Raw genomic sequence first — 17,780 nt, 5'->3', positions numbered from 1 at the left:
CGCGCACCACCCCGGCGCCGACGAACCGGGAAAGCGCCCCCCAGAAGGTTCGACCACCCTTCCATGTCGACATTTCCAGCCATCGTCAGCCGATCGGAAAGTCGTACCGAAACGGGAGGAACGGCGGGGAGGAGCGGTGGAGGGGAACGGCGGAGGGATTCCGGGCGCCGTGCCGGATGACGATCAGACCATCTTGCCCGGGTTCAGGATTCCCAGCGGGTCGAAGACCGCCTTCAACTGCCGCTGCAGATCCAGGGCCACCGGCCCCAGCTCACGGGCCAGCCAGTCCCGCTTCAGCAGCCCCACCCCGTGCTCCCCGGTGATCGTGCCGCCCAGCTCCAGCCCCAGCGCCATGATCTCGTCGAAGGAGCGCTGCGCCCGCGCCGTCTGCTCCTCGTCCGCCGCGTCGAAGATCACGATGGGGTGGGTGTTGCCGTCCCCCGCGTGGCTGACCACCCCGATGGTCAGCGCGTGCCGCTCGGCGATCGCCGCGACGCCGTTCAGCATCTCGGCCAGCCGGGACCGCGGCACCGCCACGTCGTCGATCATCGTGGTGCCGAGCCGGTCCAGCGCCGGCAGCGCCAGCCGCCGGGCCTCCAGCAGCAGGTCCGACTCCGCCTGGTCCTCGGCCGGCACCACCTCGGTCGCCCCCGCGGCCCGGCACAGCTCCGCCACCCGGGCGAGCTCGGCCGTCCGCTCCGGCCCGTCGAAGGCCACCAGCAGCAGCGCCCGGGTCGACTCGGGCAGCCCCATCCGGCCCAGCTCGTTGACCGCCCGCACGCTGACGGCGTCCATCAGCTCCATCAGCGACGGGGTCAGACCGCGCGCCATCACCTCGCAGACCGCCGCACCGGCCGCGTCCGCACTCGGGAACTCCGCCGCCAGCGCCAACTGCGGCGCCGGGGCGGGCCGCAGCGCGAGCACCGCCCGGACGACCACGCCCAGCGTGCCCTCCGACCCGACCAGCAGCCTGGTCAGGTCGTACCCGGCCACGCCCTTGGCCGTCCGGCGCCCGGTGGAGAGCAGCCGCCCGTCCGCCAGCACCACGTCCAGGCCGAGCACGTACTCGCCGGTGACGCCGTACTTCACGCAGCAGAGCCCGCCCGCGCCGGTGCCGATGTTGCCGCCGATCGTGCAGGACTCCCAGCTGGACGGGTCCGGCGGATAGGCCAGCCCCACCTCGCCCGCGGCGCGGGAGAGTTCGGCGTTCACCACGCCCGGCTCGACCACCGCGATCCGGTTCACCGGGTCGATCTCCAGGATCCGGTCCAGCTTCACCATCGACAGCACGATGCAGCCGTCCACGGCGTTCGCCGCACCCGACAGCCCGGTCCGCGCGCCCTGCGGCACCACCGGCACCCGCAGCGCGGTGGCGGTGCGCATCACGTGCTGCACCTGCTCGACCGTCTCCGGGAACACCACCACCGCGGGCACGCCGGCGGCGCAGAACCCCGCCATGTCCCGGCTGTAGGCGGCGGTCACGTCCGGGTCCACCACCACCGCGCCGGCCGGGAGGCCCTCCGTCAGTCGGTCCGTCAGATCGCTCATCGCCGCCTCCACTCGCCGCCCACCGGCCTCCTCCGGCACTCTGCCCGCCCCGGATCGGCCGGGCAAGTGGTCCCCGCCGGGCGAGCGGTCCCGTCGGGCACGTGGTGCCCGCCGGGCGAGCGGCCCCCGTCGGCACCGCCGCGCCGACGGGCGCCGCCGGGCCGGTGGGCCCCGACCCCCGTGCGGGGCCCACCGGCAGCGGTCAGCGGCGGACCACCGGCTCCTGGAACTCGGTGACCCACTGCGCCGGGTCGTCCGGGCACTCCAGGTAGAGCTCGCGGGCGTAGCCGGCGGAGCGGTAGCCGTTCGCCTCGATGAAGCGGGCCAGCTCCTGGAAGGCGCCCACGGCGTCGTCCATCGGGCCGCGGTGCACCAGCGTCGCCGCCTCCTCGATCGGCGGCAGGTCGAGCACCGCGACGTCGGACCGGCCCGGCTCCACAGACGGCCCGACCGGGACGGCGACCCGGATCAGCACCGCGCCGTCGCCGTCCGGCACGTCCTCGTACCGGGCGACGGACGGGCCGGTCCCCGTGATCCCGGCCGCGGCCAGGCGCCGGCACAGCTCCGCGAACAGCGGGCCGATCACCGGGCCGATCTGCTCGGGCTCGTAGCCGGCGGCCACACCGGTCAGTTCGGCCACCCGGACGGGCGGCACCCGCTTCACCACGACATCGTGCGTGGACATGGTCCCCTCGCTCTCGATCGTCCGGAGCCTCGCCTCCACCCGGGCCAGCCGCTGCCCGTCCGCGGCGATCGCCTCGGCGAGTTGGGCCCGCCGCAGCCGCAGCATCCCGCGCAGTTCGACCGGGTCGACCTGCTCGTCGAGGACGGCCCGCACCTGCTGCAGCGTGAAGCCGAGCTCCTTGAGCGCGATCAGCCGGTTGAGCCGGGCGAGTTGGGACGCCTCGTAGGAGCGGTACCCGGTGACCGGGTCCACCCGGGCGGGCCGCAGCAGTCCGATCTCGTCGTAGTGGCGCAGCATCCGCACCGACACCCGGCCGTGGCTGGCGAAGTCTCCGATGTTCAACATGGTGCTCCCACTCCACTGCCTCTCACGGTGTCAGGGTCAAGTCCCGGCCCCGGAACGCGCGAAGGGCGGGTGCCGAACGATCTCGGCACCCGCCCCTGAGCAGGTGGTTCTCCTACCGGCGGAGAGCGTGGGATTCGAACCCACGGTGACGGGTCACGCCACGACAGTTTTCAAGACTGTTCCCTTAGGCCGCTCGGGCAGCTCTCCAGGCGGAGGTCAGCCTAACGGGTCCGGCGGGGTTCGGTGCACACGGTTCGGTGCGGGTCGGCGGGGGTCAGCTGTCGCCGTCGCGCTGCCCGAGGGTGACCTTGGTGGTGAACTGCTGGCCGTTGCGGGTGTACTCGACGTCGACGGTCTCGCCGGGCTTGTGCGTCCAGATCCGGCTGACCAGGGCGGGGCCGTTCTCGATCGGGACACCGCCGAGCTTGGTGATGACGTCGCCCGGCTTGAGGCCCGCCTTGTCCGCGGCGCCGCCGGGGGTCACGGCGGGCTGGCCCTGGACGTCGCGGGTCTGGATCTGCGCGCCGTCGCCCTTGTAGTCGTCGTTGCGCAGCACGTCGAGCTTGGCGTAGACGGGCTTGCCGGTCTTGATCAGGGTGTCGGCGACCCACTTGGCCTGGTTGATCGGGATGGCGAAGCCGAGGCCGATGCTGCCGGCCCGGCCGTTGGCGGAGGCGTTGGACTGGATCGCCGAGTTGATGCCGACCACCGCGCCGCCGGAGTCGAGCAGCGGGCCGCCGGAGTTGCCGGGGTTGATCGAGGCGTCGGTCTGCAGGGCGTTCATGTAGGAGGACTGGCCGCCGGTCTCGTCGCCGGAGGCGACCGGGCGGTCCTTGGCGCTGATGATGCCGCTGGTGACGGTGGACTCCAGGCCGTACGGCGCACCGATCGCGATGGTGGAGTCGCCGACGTTGACCTTGTCGGAGTCGGCCAGCGGGAGCGGCGCCAGCTTGCTCTTCGGCGGGTTGTCGATCTTGACCACGGCGACGTCGTAGCCCTCGGCGTGGCCCAGCACCGAGGCGTTGTAGGACGTGCCGTCGGCGAACTTGACGGTGAGCTTGCCGCCGTTGAGGGTCGGCGCGACCACGTGGTTGTTGGTGAGGATGTGGCCCTCGGTGTCGAAGACGAAGCCGGTGCCGGTGCCGGACTCGCCGTTGCCCTGCGCCTTGATGGTGACGACGCTGGGCAGCGCCTTCTGCGCGATGCCGGCGATCGAGCCGGGGGAGGGCTCGTTCTTCTGGGTGTTGCTGGCCTGGACGGTGGTGCTGCGGTGGTCGTCCGCGGAGCTGCTGCCGTTGTTGTGGTCGGTGACCGCCACGCCCAGCGCACCGCCCGCCACGCCGGCGACCAGTGCGACGGCGGCGATCAGGGCGACCAGTCCGCCGCGCTTCCTGCGCGGGCGGTGCGGGCCGCCGGGGCCGCCGGGGTAGTCGGCCGGGTAGCCGAGCGGACCGCCCGGGCCGCCCGGGTAGCCGGCACCGCCGGTGGCGTCGTGGGAGGCGCCCCAGCCGCCGAGCGGCTGGCCGGCGCCGAACGGGTGGTGGCCGGGCGCGGGGTGCGCGGCGGGCACGCCGGGGGCGGGCGGCGGGCCGTACGGGTCGTGCGCGCCGGCGGCCGGGACGCCGTGGGTCGGCGTGGCGTACGGGTTGCCCAGCGGCGGGGCCTGGCCCTCGGCCACCGGCGCGAGCGGCGCCGCGGGGGCTGCCGGGGCCTGCGGCGCGGGCGGCAGCACCGGCGGCGGGGCGTCGAGGTAGCCGGTGGCGGGGTCGACGCCGGCGGACGGCGCCTCGACGGGGGCCACGGGGGCGGCCGGGGCCGCCTCCGGCGCGGGGACCTTGGTGAAGGCGACGGTGGGACGGTGCCCGCCCTCGGCCGGGACGCCCTCCGCGGCCGCGGCGGCGTCGGCCGCGGCCGGCTCGGGGGCGGGGGCGGCCTCGGGCTCGGGGACCCGGCCGAACGCCATGGTCGCCCGGTGCCCGCCCTCGGCCGGGGCGGCCGGGGAGTCGGCCGGGGCCGGCTCGGAGGCGGGGGCGGCGTCGGGCTCGGGGACCCGGCTGAACGCCATGGTCGGCTTGTGCCCGCCCGAGGCGGCGGGGTCGGAAGCGGGACCGCCCGCCCCCTGGGCGCCCGAGGGCTGCTCCCCCTGCGGCCCGGTGGGCCCAACCTCTCGCTCGGTGCTCACGGACGACCTCCATAGCTGACAGAACCAAGGACCATAGTTTTTCGCACAGTCGATTCGATTGCCGTAAGGACCCCTCTGAAGAACTCATAAGAATCCTTAGCCGGCGCAGACGGCCGACCCGGCGACGGAGGCTCCCCCACCTCCGCCGGGCGTCCCGCGATGCGGACGGCAGGGCCCCTGGCCTTGGCGTCCACCCCGGTGCCGGTTAGCCTGTCGCTCCAAACTGACACGCGGGAGCTTGGACCTTCCAGGCTGAGAGTGCGCTGGTCGACCGTACCGCCACGGCATCGTGGACGGACCGTCGAGGGGGCGCAGACCGCCGGAACCTGTCCGGGTAATGCCGGCGTAGGGAGTATCGGCCATGCCGCCTGCTTCGCCATCCTCTTCTTCGGGCGCGCCCGAGTCCAAGGGTTTCCCCGGGGCGACCGGGGACCTCCCCGGATCGTCCACGACCGTTCACGGCGACGCCGCCGGCGGCCCGGCCGGTTCCGGCACGGCGACCGCCGTCCTGGACCGCCCGGAGCGCGTCGAGGCGCCACTGGTGCTGGACACCGAGCCGCCGCGCACGCTGCGCTTCCGCGACCACTTCGCGCTCTGGATGAACCTGGGCGTCAGCCTGATCGGCTTCTCCACCGCCGCCACCGTGCTCGGCGCCAAGGGCGGCGAGCTCTCGCTGGCCGCGGCGGTGACGGCGATCGTGGCCGGCACCGTGGTCGGCACCGCGATGCTCGGCGTGGCCGCCCTGATCGGGGCCCGGACCGGCGCCCCGGCGATGGCGAACCTGCGCGGGCTGTTCGGCACCCGGCTGTCGTACGTCCCGACGGTGCTGAACATCGTCCAGTGCGTCGGCTGGGGCGTCTTCGAGCTGCTGACGATCGCGGCGGGCGCCCAGACCGTCGCCCACACCGACGGCTACCGCTGGCTGTTCGTGCTGCTGGCCGGCGCGCTGACCACCGCGCTGACCATCTGGCCGCTCGGCTCGATCGCGGTGCTGCGCCGCTTCGTCGCGGGTGCCGTCGCCGTCGCGATGGTGTACTTCACCGTCCAGCTGGGCCGTCAGGGGGTGCCCGACCCGGGCGCCGGCAACTGGCACGGCTTCCTGGGCGCCACCGACATGATGATCGCGGTGTCGATCTCCTTCGTGCCGCTGGCCGCCGACTACACCCGGCACTCGCGCACCCCGCGCTCGGCGTTCTGGGGCAGCTTCTCCGGCTACACCGTCGCCCAGGTCTGGTGCTACGTGCTCGGCCTGATGGCGCTGCTGCAGTCCGACGGCGACCCGAACCGGATCTTCGACTCCTTCCTCGGCGTCTGGGCCGGCTGGCTGTTCCTGCTGGTGCTGGTGTTGCGCGAGACGGACCAGTCCTTCGCCAACGTGTACTCGACGGCGATGTCCGTGCAGAACCTGCTGCCGAAGGTGGACCGCCGGGTGCTGACCGGCGGGATCGGCCTGCTGATCACCGTCCTGGCGCTGCAGATCGACCGGTTCACCGACACCTACACCAACTTCCTCGGCCTGATCGGATCCGTCTTCGTGCCGCTGCTGGCGGTGCTCGCGGTGGACTACTTCCTCGGCGCCGGCCGGCACGGCTGGAACCTCTCCGCCGACGCCCCCTCCCGCTGGCTGATGCTGCTGCCGTGGGTGCTGGGCTTCGCGGTCTACCAGTTCATCGCGCCGACCCCGGTGGCCGGCTGGTGGACGGACTTCTGGACCTCCGCCCAGGAGTCGCTGCACTTCACCCCGCAGGAGTGGACCTCCGCCTCGCTGTTCGCCTTCCTGGTGCCCGCCCTGCTCACCTGGGCGCTCACCCCGCTGACCCGCCGGAACACGGCGGGCTGAGTCCGAGCGCGGCGGGCCGGGCAGGCCGCGCTGCCGGGGGCGTCCGGAGCCTGACGGGCCGGGCCGCCGGGGCCCGGAACCGCCCCCGCCGACGGCCCCGCCCACCGAAGACGGCCCCACGGGTTGGGGCCGTCTTCGTCTCCGCGTCACTTCGGCCGCCTATCGTTGGCCCTGTGACCAGCCCAGACCTGTCCTCGACGGCGGCGCACACCGCGCCGCCCGTCCAGGTGATCGCCCACCGCGGTTCCTCCCACGCCCTGCCCGAACACACCCTCGCGGCGTACCGGCGCGCGCTCGACGAGGGCGCCGACGCCCTCGAGTGCGACGTCCGGCTGACCGCCGACGGCGAGCTGGTCTGCGTGCACGACCGCCGGATCGGCCGGGTCTCCGACGGCCGGGGCACCGTCTCGGCGATGACCCTGGCCGAGCTGGAGGCGTACGACTTCGGCGCCTGGAAGACCGGCCGCCCCAGCACCGACCCCGAACTGCGCGGCGTGCTGCGGCTGGAGCGGCTGCTGGAGCTGGCGGTGGACTGCGGCCGCCCGGTGGACCTGGCGATCGAGACCAAGCACCCGGTGCGCTACCGCGGCCGGGTGGAGGCCGAACTGCTGCGGATGCTGGAGCGCTTCAAGATCGGCGCGGAGCGCGAGGGGGACCGCCCGGTCGCCCGGATCATGAGCTTCTCCTCGGTGGCCCTCGACCGGGTGGCCGCCGGGGCACCGGACTACCGCCGGGTCTTCCTCTTCGAGCGGACCCTGCCGCTGCTCGGCCGGCTGCGCCCGGGCTCCCCGCTGCCGGGCGGGGCGCGGATCGCCGGCCCGGGCATCGACCTGGTCCGGGCCCGCCCGCAGCTGGTGACGCGGCTGCGCGAGCTGGGGCACCAGGTCCACGTCTGGACGGTCGACGAGCCGGCCGACGTGGAGCTCTGCCTGGAGCTCGGGGTGTCCGCGATCATCACCAACCGGCCCGCCGAGGTGCTGGCGCAGCTCGGGCGGTGATCCTCCTCCGGAGCGGCACCGGGCGGCACTGAGCGGGACGGGACGACGGAGCGGCACCGGACGACGGGACGGGGCCGGACGACGGGACGGGACAGGGCCGGACGAGGGCGGGACGGGGCCGAACGGACTGATCGAACCTGATCGGTCTGGTCGGCACTCAAACCTTCCGGGCACGGTATTGCCGGAATTCATGCCGTCGCACGACGGAGGGTGAGCGGTGAATGACCTCCGGTCGACCCTCGGTCGCGACGCTCGAAATGTCCTCGCGGGATCCTCCGGCGGTCGTTTCCGACGCATTACCAAGGGGCATCTCTCCCTCGGCATACGCTGAAGGAGGTCCGGGGGTGGCGTTGATGGTGGCGCGTGAAGTGCCGACTTCATCGACCATGGCAGTGCCGCACGGCCCAGCGAGTGTCGGGGTCGCACGGCGCCGACTGCGTCGAGATCTCGGTGACCGGGAGATACCCGAGCCGGTCATCGATGATGCTGTTCTGATCCTTTCCGAACTGTTGAGCAACGCGTGCCGGTACGCCCGTCCGCTCGGCCCGCTGCGGGCACTGGGCCGCAGCGCCCGGGCCGAGGTGGTGGACCAGGTGCTGGTCGGCGTCCCCGGCGGGGCGCACCCGGCACCCGGCGGCCGGGGCGGCGAGGACACCGGCGGCGGTGCCGACGGCGGCGTCCTGGTCCGCTGGCAGATGCACGCCGACGGCGTGCTCACCCTGGAGGTCACCGACGGCGGCGCGACCACCCGGCCGCTGCCCGCCAGCCCCTCGCTGACCTCGCGCGGCGGCCGCGGCCTGGGCATCGTCGACCAGTTGGCCAGCGACTGGGGCGTGCGCGACGCGCCCGGCGAGGTGACGGTCTGGGCGGCGCTGCCCGCCCGTGCCCGGCACGCCCGGCGCACCGGCGGTGACGCCCGCAGCGCCTGACACCGCGCACCCCGCCCGACCGGCCCCGGGCCCGGCACCCGCCGGGCCCCGCCGGGCGGCCCGGTGCGTGACCGCACGTCGGGAGGAAGGTCAGTAGGCTGCCCGGAGCAAAGGACACCGTCCCCGGGAGAGCCGCACCATGGGCAAGAAGGCCGCCAAGAAGGCGCCGCAGCGTCAGTCCACCACCGCCGTCACGGGCGAGATCCCCGTGGTCGGGGCCCGCGAGAACTGCCCCTGCGGTTCGGGCCGCCGGTACAAGGCGTGCCACGGCCGGGAGGCCTCGCACGCGGTGCAGGAGCTGGTGCACCGCCCGTTCGAGGGGCTGGCCGGCGAGGCCGACTGGGTGGCGCTGCGCGAGCTGGTGCCCGCCGCCACCGTGCCGCTGACGCTGGCCGCCGGGGTGGCCGAGGGCGCCACCGGCGAGGTCCCGTCGGTGACCCTGGCCACCGTGCTGCCGCTGGCCTGGCCGGCCCTGCGCCGCCAGGACGGCTCGATCCTGCTCGGCCTGCAGACCCAGTCCGCCTCCGGCGACCTGAGCCGCGACCTCGCCGACGCCCTGGAGCTGGCCCTGGCCACCGAGCCGGGCAACCCGGTGCCGGCCCGCCGGACCGAGCCGGGCGGGCGCCGCCTGCAGGATCTGCTGGACACCACGGCCGAGTTCACGCCAGCCGTGCACACCGGCTTCGAGTTCTGGCTGGAGGACGCCGAGACCGCCACCGGTGAGGTCGCCGCCTCCCTGGAGCGCGCCAACGCCTCGGCCATCCCGACCGTGAAGCTGGACGGCGTCGACGCCGCCTACTGGTGCGGCACCCCGGACAAGAACCACCTGCGCTGGGTGATGACCGTGCCCGAGGAGCGGCTGCTGGACGCCCTGGCCCGGCTGAGCGCCGCCGACCGCTCCTCGCTCGGCGCTGACACCCGCCTGGTCGGCTCGTTCCGCGCGCACGGCCTGACCGTCCCGGTCTGGGACCTCCCGCTGGCGATGACCGCGGAGGACTGCGAGAAGCCCGCCGCCGAGTTCGCCGAGCGGCTGGCCGCCGTGCTCGCCGACGAGACCCCGCTGACCGCCGAGGAGCGGCGCGCCCGCGCGAACCTGGTGAACCGTCAGGTCACTTTGAACTAAAGGACGCAGGATCCGGGTGATACGCGTCACATTGTCGCCGCGAAGCCGCAATTTCCGGGCGTGGAGGGCGTCTTGGAAATTGGCGCGGGCGCGGATCCTTGTTACTGTCTAAAGAGTCCGGCCGCTGGTGCATCCCCCGTCGCCAGCGGCCGGATCTTTTGTTTTTCCGGTCGGCCCCCGCAGCGGCCCCGGTCACGGCCCCGAGCGCGGCCACCTGACACCGCCAGCCGGCCCGGCCGCCGCGGATCCGCCGGACCGAGAGAGCGGACACCCGGTCAGTACGCCGAGCGGCCGCTGTCCAGCCGGACCGTCGCCTCCACCAACTCGCCCAGCAGCGGACCGACCTGGGGCAACCACACCCCGCCGTCGGCGGCCGGCCGGGGAGCCCGCACCCAGCGCACCCGCCCGAATCCGCCACCGGGCGGCAGCGGCAGGAAGCCGCCCGGCCCGTGGTAGCGCAACGACCCGGGCACCCAAGGGAGTTGGGCAAGCATCTCGCCGAGCGCGTCCAGCGAGTACGGCGCCACCAGCAGCGCGTAGCGGCCCGGCAGGGACAGCACCGGCCCGAGCGGCAGCCGCAGCGCGCCCAGGTAGGCCAGCGCCCGGGCACCGGCCGCCGCCGGCAGGCTGACCGCGGAGAGCGTCGAGCCGGTGGCGGCCAGCACCGGCGCGTCCGGGCTCTGCCGCTCCCACCACCAGCGCACCATCCGGGCGTCCGTGGTGGCGGCCAGCAGCGAGGGGTCGTGCGGGTGCGCGCCGGGGACGGAGCAGTCCTGGTCACCGCAGGAGCAGCGGTCGCCGCGCAGCACGGCGCCCGGCACCACGGGCCAGCGGTGGTCGACGGCAGCCGTCAGGGCCGCGGCCAGCCGGGCGGAACACGAATCCTTCGGGTTCTCACGCATGGCGCTCGTTCCTTTCCCTGACCGCTCGGTTCGTTCCGCTCCGCCGGCACCGTCGGGCCCCGCCCTGCGGGCCCGCGGAAGGCACGGCCCCCGGGCGGCGCGAAGCGGGGCGGGCGGGCGGGCGGCGCGGCGACGACGTGGAGCACGGTGTGGAGCACGACATGAGAAGGGCCGCGCACTGGAACAGCCCCTGGAACGAGAATCCCGTATGCGACCGGATGGACGCCGCCCGGGCGCGCTTGGTTCCACCGTACGAGTGAGAGACTTCCGGCCAGCCCGGCTCCCGGGCGGCGCGGACATACGATCCGGACGGCCGCCGGGTCCGTCCCCTCCGTTCTGCCCGCCCACGGCCCGCTCCATGCCTGCCGGCCGAACCGGCGCGCACACCGACCGCACGCGCCCCCGACCGGGTCGCGCGTCCGACGGAACCGGCCACCGCGTCGTCCCGGATCTGGACATGCCCCAAATGGCCTGTGTAGAAGTGGTGGCATTGCTGTCGATCAATGACGAGTAGTAGCGAATCGAGGCGAAACGCGCCCTTTGGCCGTACTCGCTCCACCTCAGCCGTACCTGGGGGTCCCGCATGGCACGAAGCACCGCGTCAGGAGTGGCGGCATGACCGAGTCCCACCCGTCGTCGACACCCTCCGAGCCGGGTGAGCCCGGCAGCGCCCGCGGGCTCACCGTCCTCGACCCGCTGCCGGGCTTCCCCGGCCCCGTCGACGCCCCGGCCGGCGCGGCGGACACCCTCCCCGTCGACGCCCCGGCCGGCGCGGCGGACACCCGCACGGCACCGCCCACCGGGGTGCAGGACCGTTTGGCCGGACGGCTGTCCGATTTCACCCGCCTGCACCGGCACACCGAGCAGCTCGCCCGCGCCCGCGGCCTCGGCGAGACCCTGGAGACCGTCCTCGCCTCCGGAGCCGCCCTGCTCGGAGCCCGGCGCGGCGTCCTGGTCGGCCGGACCCCGGGCGGCGGCCTCGGCCAGCCCGTCGGCCTGGGCCTCGACCGGGCCAGCCTCGGCGCGCTGGAGACCGTGCCGACCGACCAGAGCCTGCTCACCCGGCTGCTGCGGGAGACCGACCGGCCCGAGCGGCTGCACTCCCCCGACCTCGCCGAGGACCCGGCCGCCGGCGACCGGCTGCGCGAACTCGCCGCCCAGCTCGGCCTCCGCGGCTGCTACGGCCTGCCGCTCGCCACCGAGGAGGACGGCCCGCTCGCCGCCGCCGTCTGGTTCTACGACGAGCCCACCGAGGCCACCGAGCGCCAACGCGAACTCGCCCACCGCTACGCCGGGATCGCCGCACCGCTGCTCGCCAAGCAGCTGGAGGCCGACCGGGTCCGGCGCACCACCGAGGCCCTGCGCCGCGGCCTGCTGCCCGACCGGCTGCCCCAGGCCACCGGCCTGCGGCTGGCCGCCCGGCTCGTCCCGGCCGGACTGGACCGCTCCTGCGGCAGCGACTGGTACGACGCCATCCCCCTGCCGGACGGCACGGTCGGCCTCACCGTCGGCTCCGTCTCCGGTGACGGCCCCGGAGCGGGCCCCGGCTCCGCCCCCGGCGCGGCCGCCGCGATGGGCCGGATCCGGGCCGCCCTGCGCGCCTACGCGGTGCTGGAGGGCGAGGACCCGGTCTCCGTCCTGGGGGACCTGGAGCTGCTGCTCAAGACCACCGAGCCGACCCGCACCGCCACCGCCGTCTACGCCTGGGTGGAACCCGACGAACGCCGGATCACCCTGGCCGGCGCCGGGCACTGCCCGCCCGTGCTGGTCGGCCGGCACGGCGCCGAGTTCGTGGAGACCTCGCTGTCCGCCCCGCTCGGCATGCTGGCCTGCTGGGAGGCGCCCGGCGTCGAGTTCACCGCCGAGCGCGGCGACACCCTGCTGCTGTACACCGAGGGCCTGGCCCGCCGCTGCGGCCCCACCCTGCACGCCGGGCAGGCCAACCTGCGCCGGGCCGCCGCCGACGCCCCGCGGGACGTGCGGATCGACCCCGACCGGCTCTGCGCCCACCTGCTGGCCCACTGCCCCGACCAGGACACCGGGCCGGCCACCGACGACCTCCTGCTGCTCGCGGCCCGCTTCGAGTGACCCGCCCCCGAACGGACGGTCCGGCCCCGAACGGGCGGGCGACCGTGCGTCCGTACCATGGACGCACGGCCGCCCGCGCGTGTCGCGACCCGACACTCCCCCGAGGGGCGGCGGTACCACCCCCAAGGAGGCGTTACACGTGACCGAGGACCTCACCCCCGCGGTGGCCGAGAACCCCGAGGCCACCGGCGGCGAGGAGCCGCAGCAGTTCAAGGGCCGCAAGAACGGCCTGTACGCCGAGGTCTCCGACGAGCTGGCCGCCTCGATGAAGTCCGGCTGGGCCGACACCGAGCTGCACGGCCTCGTCCCGGTCGCCCAGGCCCCGTACGCCGCCGAGCGCCGTGCCCGGCTGTCCGCCGCGTTCCCCGGCGAGCGCCTGGTGGTGCCGGCCGGCAACCTGCGGGTGCGGTCCAACGACACCGACTACAGCTTCCGAGCCGCCAGCGAGTACGTGCACCTCACCGGCGACCAGACCGAGGACGCCGTCCTCGTCGCCGAACCGACCGGCGACGCCGGCCACGCCTTCTCCCTCTACCTGCTGCCCCGCTCGGACCGCGAGAACGGCGAGTTCTGGCTGGACGGCTACGGCGAGCTGTGGGTCGGCCGCCGGCACAGCCTGAGCGAGCAGGAGCAGCTGCTCGGCCTGCCGGTGCGCGACGTCCGCAAGGCCGCCGAGGAGCTCGCCGCGCTGGCCGGCGACTCCGCCGTGCCCACCCGGATCGTCCGCGGCTACGACGCCGGCCTGGAGGACGCCCTGGCCGGGGCGCTGGACGCCGACCGGGACGCCGGGTTCAAGGAGTTCCTGAGCGGCCTGCGGCTGGTCAAGGACGCGTGGGAGATCGGCGAGCTGCGCGCCGCCTGCGACGCCACCGTCAAGGGCTTCACCGACGTGGTCCGCGAGCTCGGCCAGGCCGTCGCCACCTCGGAGCGCTGGATCGAGGGCACCTTCTGGCGCCGCGCCCGGGTCGAGGGCAACGACGTCGGCTACGGCACCATCGCCGCGGCCGGCCCGCACGCCACCACCCTGCACTGGGTCCGCAACGACGGCGACGTCCGCCCCGGCGAGCTGCTGCTGCTCGACGCCGGCGTCGAGACCCACACCCTGTACACCGCCGACGTCACCCGCACCCTGCCGATCAACGGCCGCTTCGACGACCTGCAGCGCGCGATCTACCAGGCCGTGTACGACGCCCAGGAGGCCGGCATCGCCGCGGTGAAGCCCGGCGCCCGGTTCCGCGACTTCCACGACGCCTCGCAGCGGGTGCTCGCCGAGCGGCTGCTCGCCTGGGGCCTGCTGGACGCCTCGCAGTACGACGTCGACAAGGTCCTGGAGCTCGGCCTGCAGCGCCGCTGGACCCTGCACGGCACCGGCCACATGCTCGGCCTGGACGTCCACGACTGCGCCCACTCGCGCCGCGAGGAGCACGTCGACGCGCTGCTGGTGCCCGGCATGGTCCTGACCGTCGAGCCCGGCCTGTACTTCCAGCAGGACGACCTCACGGTGCCGGAGGAGTACCGCGGCATCGGCGTCCGGATCGAGGACGACATCCTGGTCACCGCCGACGGCAACGAGAACCTCTCGGCCGGCCTGCCGCGCCGCGCCGAGGACGTCGAGGCGTGGATGGCCTCGCTGGCCTGACCGGCGGCCCGCGGCCGGGGCCCGGCCTCCCCGCGGTGGGAGGCCGGGCCCCGGTGCGTCACTTGACGATCTTCACCGTCATGTCCTGGTGGCCGAGCACGGTCAGGTCGCTCCCGTTGTAGGGGAGCACCGCCTGGGCCTTCAGCGGCATGTCCCCGAGCCCGTTCCCGGCGCCCACCGTCAGCCGGTAGGTCAGCGTCCTGGACTCCCCGGGGGCCAGCTTGAAGAGCTCCGTCTCGTCGGCCAGCGCGTAGCCCATGAGGGAGTCGGGCGACATCGCCTTCTTCTTCCACTCGCCGCCGGCCTGGAGCTCCAGCCGGCCGTCGTTGGGCGCGCCGAGCGCGAGCGGCGAGCCCTCGTAGTGGTCCGTGAACACCAGCGGCTGCAGCCGGGCGTAGGTGTTCTGGCTGGTGTTGCGGAAGGTCACCGAGAAGGTGACGACCGCGCTGCCCGCCCGCAACGGCTGGCCGGCCGCGAGACCGTCGAAGGTCACGGCGACGTCGTTCTGGTTGGCCGCCGTCGGCGGGGCCTGGTGGCCGCTCAGGTCGAGGCTGCCGAGCAGCGAGTTCAGGCCGGCCTGGTAGTCCGCCTTGAGGCCCGCCGTCGTGACGAAGACGCCGTCCTTCGGCAGCGCCCACATCTGGGCCGTGAAGGAGTCGCTGCCGCAGCTGCCCTGCCACTGCGACTTGCGGGCCGGGCGCCCGGCCACGGTGGGCGTGCTCTTCTCCGGCCCGGTGCTCTTGGCCTCCTGCCCGGCCGGTGCGTGGACGTTGCCCCAGACCGGACAGGCGGGTTGCGGGCTCCAGCCGCTCGCGGTGTCCATCATGGCCGTCGACGGCCAGTTCTCCGAGGGCTGGTCCATCACGACCAGCAGCACGCCGTACGGCTGGCACGGGTCGGGGTTGGCCCCCACCGGGAGCCCCGGGTTCGGCGACGACGCCGGCGGGGCGCCCGGGCTCATCACGCACAGCGCGGTGTCCCCCGGGGACGGCTCGACGACCCGCCACCCCGCCGGGACCTTGAACCTGACGTTCCGGAAGGTGTACGGCTTCCCGGCGGCCGCCGGGGTGGTGCCGGTCGGCGTCGGGGTGCTGCCGTGCGTCGGGGTGACGTCCGAGAGCGGGGCGCCGGTCTCGGGCTCGCCGGTGGGGGCGCCGGTGTCCGACGGCGCGACGGTGGGGGTGGGCGTGGGGGTCGGGGTGCCGGTCGGCGAGGCGGTGGGGCTCGGCGTGGCCGACCCGGTGGCGGCCGGCGGCGGGACGTCCTTCCTGGCCAGCGGGTCGCCGTGGAGGGTGAGCACGCCGATGGCGAGCGCGGCGGCCAGCGCGAGGACCGGCACGGTGGCCAGGTAGAGCGGGCGCAGCCGGCGCAGTCGCCGCGTCGGCGGGTCGGCCGGGCGCAGGTCGTGGACGGTGATGAGCGAGGCGCGGGCGTTCATGGCCTCCCGCAGCAGCCGTTCCGTCGGCGTCTCGGCCGGCCCGCCACCGCCTCGGTCACCGCTCTTGGGGCGGGGATTCTTGTCGGTCATCGAACCTTCTCCAGATGCTTTTCCAAGGCGTCCAGGGCCCGGCTGGCGGTGGACTTCACGGCGCCCCGGGACAGCCCCAGGGTCTCGGCTATCTGCGCCTCCGACAGGTCGGACCAGTAGCGCAGCACCAGCACCTCACGCTGGCGGGGGGTCAGCTCCTGCAGGGCGACGAGCACCCGGCGGTGCTCGTCGTTGAGCACCGCGTGGTCCTCCGCGGACGGCGCGTCGGCCTCGTGCGGCGGCACGTACTCGCGGGCGGTCTTCCGGCGGCGGAGCATCGAGCGGGCGCCGTTGACCACCGCGGTGCGCAGGTACCCGAGCGCGTTGTCCAGGTCGTCGAGCTCCTCTCCGTACCGCTGGTACAGCTGGGTGAAGGCCTCCTGCACGACGTCCTCGGCCAGGTCCTGGTGGTCCACCAGGAGCACCGCCATCCGGACCAGGCCCAGCCGGTGGGCGTGGTACAGGTCGGTCAGGGTCGGCCGCTCCTCGGCGGCCTTGCGTCCGCCGCGGAGCAGCCGGAAGCCGGAGCGGCGTGCCGCCGCCTGCTCGGCGCCCGTCGCCGCGGACACCTCGCCGACCTCCTGAGCACCGAACAGCAGCCCGACGAGGCCGCGGACGGAGAGTCCGCGCCCCCGCGGTGGTACGGCGAACGGCCCGATGGCCATGGACATGCGCGTTCTGCTTTCCCCCGGGACGGAACGCCCGGCCCTCGGCCGGAGCACCCGTCAGGACACCTGTCAGTTCGTGATCGAGGGAATCCTTCCAGCGCCCCCCGGCCTGTCAGGCTCCGCCCCCCCTACTCGATGGACGTCCGGGGGGCACGGAGGTTGCAGGCCGGTTCGAAGCAATTTCCGACTGGCCGGAACGGCTACACTCACCGCCATCCCGCCACCGTCAGCAGGGGGTCCGCATGGCCGAGCAGTACGTCGAGGGCCCGGTCGTGGCCGCTTCCCGCCCGGTGCCCGTCACCATCGGGCGGCGGCCGGAGCCGGTGCACGACGTCGCGGTGTACGCCTTCGAGGGCATGGCCCCGTTCGAACTCGGCGTGGTGGTGGAGGTGTTCGGGCTGGCCCGGCCCGAGCTGAGCGGGCTGCTGGCGGCCCCGTGGTACGGGCTCAAGGTGTGCGCCGACCGGCCCGGGGCGGCCCTGGACGCGGTGGGCGGGTTCGCGCTGACCGCCCGGCACGGACTGGACGAACTCGCCGCCGCCGACACGGTGGTGGTCCCCGGGGTGGCGAACGCCTTCAGCGGCGAGGTGTCCCCCGGCCTGGTCGCGGCCCTGCGCACGGCGCACGAACGCGGGGCCCGGATCGTGTCGATCTGCTCGGGCGCGTTCGCGCTGGCCGCCGCCGGCCTGCTGGACGGCCGGGAGGCCACCACCCACTGGCGGTACGCGGACCTGCTCCAGCAGCGCCACCCGGACGTGCGGGTCAACCCGGACGTGCTCTACGTCGACAACGGCAACGTGCTCACCAGTGCGGGCAGCGCCGCCGGCATCGACCTCTGCCTGCACCTGGTCCGCCGGGACCACGGCGCCAGGGTGGCCAACAGCGTGGCCCGGCGGTTCGTCGTGCCGCCGCACCGGGACGGCGGGCAGGCCCAGTTCATCGAGGCCGCGGTCCGGCCGGTCGAGGAGGACGACGACGGGATCGCCCGCAGCATGCAGTGGGCGATGGACCACCTGGCGTCTCCGCTGACCATCTCGCTGCTGGCCCGCGCCGCCCGGATGTCGGACCGCTCGTACCTGCGGCACTTCACCGCGCGCAACGGCACCAGCCCGATGCGCTGGGTCGTCACCCAGCGCATCGCGGCCAGCCTGCCCCTCCTGGAGTCCCCGGAGGGCACGGTGGAGGAGGTGGCCGCAGCGGTCGGCTTCGAGAGCGCCGCGACCTTCCGCCACCACTTCGGCCGGGTGATGCGCACCTCCCCGACCGCCTACCGGCGTTCCTTCGGACGCGGGGTCGCCTGATCCG

General features: G+C 74.6%; 13 protein-coding genes, 1 tRNA gene and 1 riboswitch. Of the genes, 7 read left to right on the top strand and 7 right to left on the bottom strand.

Annotated features, from left to right (window positions below):
- Positions 1-183 precede the first annotated feature (183 nt).
- From ACFYUY_RS13890 to ACFYUY_RS13875, 4 genes are all read right to left on the bottom strand, one after another.
- The gene (locus ACFYUY_RS13890) at positions 184-1,548 is read right to left on the bottom strand and encodes an FAD-linked oxidase C-terminal domain-containing protein (RefSeq protein WP_360205735.1); all 1,365 of its coding nucleotides are present in this window, start codon (positions 1,546-1,548) and stop codon (positions 184-186) included.
- A 202-nt stretch (positions 1,549-1,750) separates the two neighbouring features.
- On the bottom strand, positions 1,751-2,578 hold the full coding sequence (locus tag ACFYUY_RS13885) for a MerR family transcriptional regulator (RefSeq protein ID WP_360205737.1): 828 nt from the start codon (positions 2,576-2,578) through the stop codon (positions 1,751-1,753).
- 119 nt (positions 2,579-2,697) lie between these two features.
- Positions 2,698-2,785, bottom strand: a tRNA-Ser gene (locus ACFYUY_RS13880).
- A gap of 67 nt (positions 2,786-2,852) precedes the next feature.
- Positions 2,853-4,760: a trypsin-like peptidase domain-containing protein gene (locus tag ACFYUY_RS13875; RefSeq protein WP_360205740.1), complete on the bottom strand. Its 1,908-nt coding sequence runs from the start codon at positions 4,758-4,760 to the stop codon at positions 2,853-2,855.
- Positions 4,761-4,980: 220 nt separating this feature from the next.
- Positions 4,981-5,129, top strand: a riboswitch (TPP riboswitch).
- Between ACFYUY_RS13875 and ACFYUY_RS13870 the strand changes: the two genes are divergently transcribed.
- The 4 genes from ACFYUY_RS13870 to ACFYUY_RS13855 all read left to right on the top strand — a co-directional run bounded on the left by ACFYUY_RS13870 (position 5,122) and on the right by ACFYUY_RS13855 (position 9,650).
- On the top strand, positions 5,122-6,600 hold the full coding sequence (locus tag ACFYUY_RS13870) for a cytosine permease (RefSeq protein WP_360205742.1): 1,479 nt from the start codon (positions 5,122-5,124) through the stop codon (positions 6,598-6,600). (Overlaps the previous riboswitch by 8 nt.)
- 173 nt (positions 6,601-6,773) lie before the next feature.
- Positions 6,774-7,598: a glycerophosphodiester phosphodiesterase family protein gene (locus ACFYUY_RS13865; RefSeq protein WP_360205744.1), complete on the top strand. Its 825-nt coding sequence runs from the start codon at positions 6,774-6,776 to the stop codon at positions 7,596-7,598.
- 221 nt (positions 7,599-7,819) lie between these two features.
- On the top strand, positions 7,820-8,527 hold the full coding sequence (locus tag ACFYUY_RS13860; RefSeq protein ID WP_387900602.1) for an ATP-binding protein: 708 nt from the start codon (positions 7,820-7,822) through the stop codon (positions 8,525-8,527).
- Positions 8,528-8,666: 139 nt separating this feature from the next.
- Positions 8,667-9,650 carry a DUF5926 family protein gene (locus tag ACFYUY_RS13855; RefSeq protein WP_360205749.1) on the top strand — a complete coding sequence of 328 codons (984 nt, stop codon included), beginning with the start codon at positions 8,667-8,669 and terminating at the stop codon, positions 9,648-9,650.
- Positions 9,651-9,925: 275 nt separating this feature from the next.
- Here the strand turns inward: ACFYUY_RS13855 and ACFYUY_RS13850 are convergent, their stop codons facing one another.
- Positions 9,926-10,552: a bifunctional DNA primase/polymerase gene (locus tag ACFYUY_RS13850; RefSeq protein ID WP_360205752.1), complete on the bottom strand. Its 627-nt coding sequence runs from the start codon at positions 10,550-10,552 to the stop codon at positions 9,926-9,928.
- Positions 10,553-11,167: 615 nt separating this feature from the next.
- On the opposite strand from ACFYUY_RS13850, the gene ACFYUY_RS13845 reads away from it, so the two are divergent.
- Entirely contained in the window at positions 11,168-12,640 is a 1,473-nt protein-coding gene (locus ACFYUY_RS13845; protein ID WP_387900600.1) for a PP2C family protein-serine/threonine phosphatase, read from the top strand.
- Between the two features lie 139 nt (positions 12,641-12,779).
- Entirely contained in the window at positions 12,780-14,279 is a 1,500-nt protein-coding gene (locus tag ACFYUY_RS13840) for an aminopeptidase P family protein (protein WP_387900598.1), read from the top strand.
- Between the two features lie 58 nt (positions 14,280-14,337).
- Here ACFYUY_RS13840 and ACFYUY_RS13835 read toward each other — a convergent pair whose 3' ends face one another.
- A complete protein-coding gene (locus ACFYUY_RS13835; RefSeq protein WP_387900596.1) occupies positions 14,338-15,807 on the bottom strand; it encodes a hypothetical protein in 1,470 nt (489 codons plus the stop codon).
- Positions 15,804-16,478, bottom strand: a complete 675-nt coding sequence (locus tag ACFYUY_RS13830; protein WP_387900594.1) for an RNA polymerase sigma factor — start codon at positions 16,476-16,478, stop codon at positions 15,804-15,806. Before ACFYUY_RS13830 ends, ACFYUY_RS13835 begins: the two co-directional genes overlap by 4 nt.
- A 239-nt stretch (positions 16,479-16,717) precedes the next feature.
- On the opposite strand from ACFYUY_RS13830, the gene ACFYUY_RS13825 reads away from it, so the two are divergent.
- A complete protein-coding gene (locus ACFYUY_RS13825) occupies positions 16,718-17,776 on the top strand; it encodes a helix-turn-helix domain-containing protein (RefSeq protein WP_387900593.1) in 1,059 nt (352 codons plus the stop codon).
- Positions 17,777-17,780 lie beyond the last annotated feature (4 nt).

Origin of the sequence: Kitasatospora sp. NPDC004745 (assembly GCF_042873275.1) — a bacterium.
In the GTDB taxonomy this organism is placed as follows: domain Bacteria; phylum Actinomycetota; class Actinomycetes; order Streptomycetales; family Streptomycetaceae; genus Kitasatospora.
This window is presented reverse-complemented; position numbering and strand designations above follow the sequence as displayed.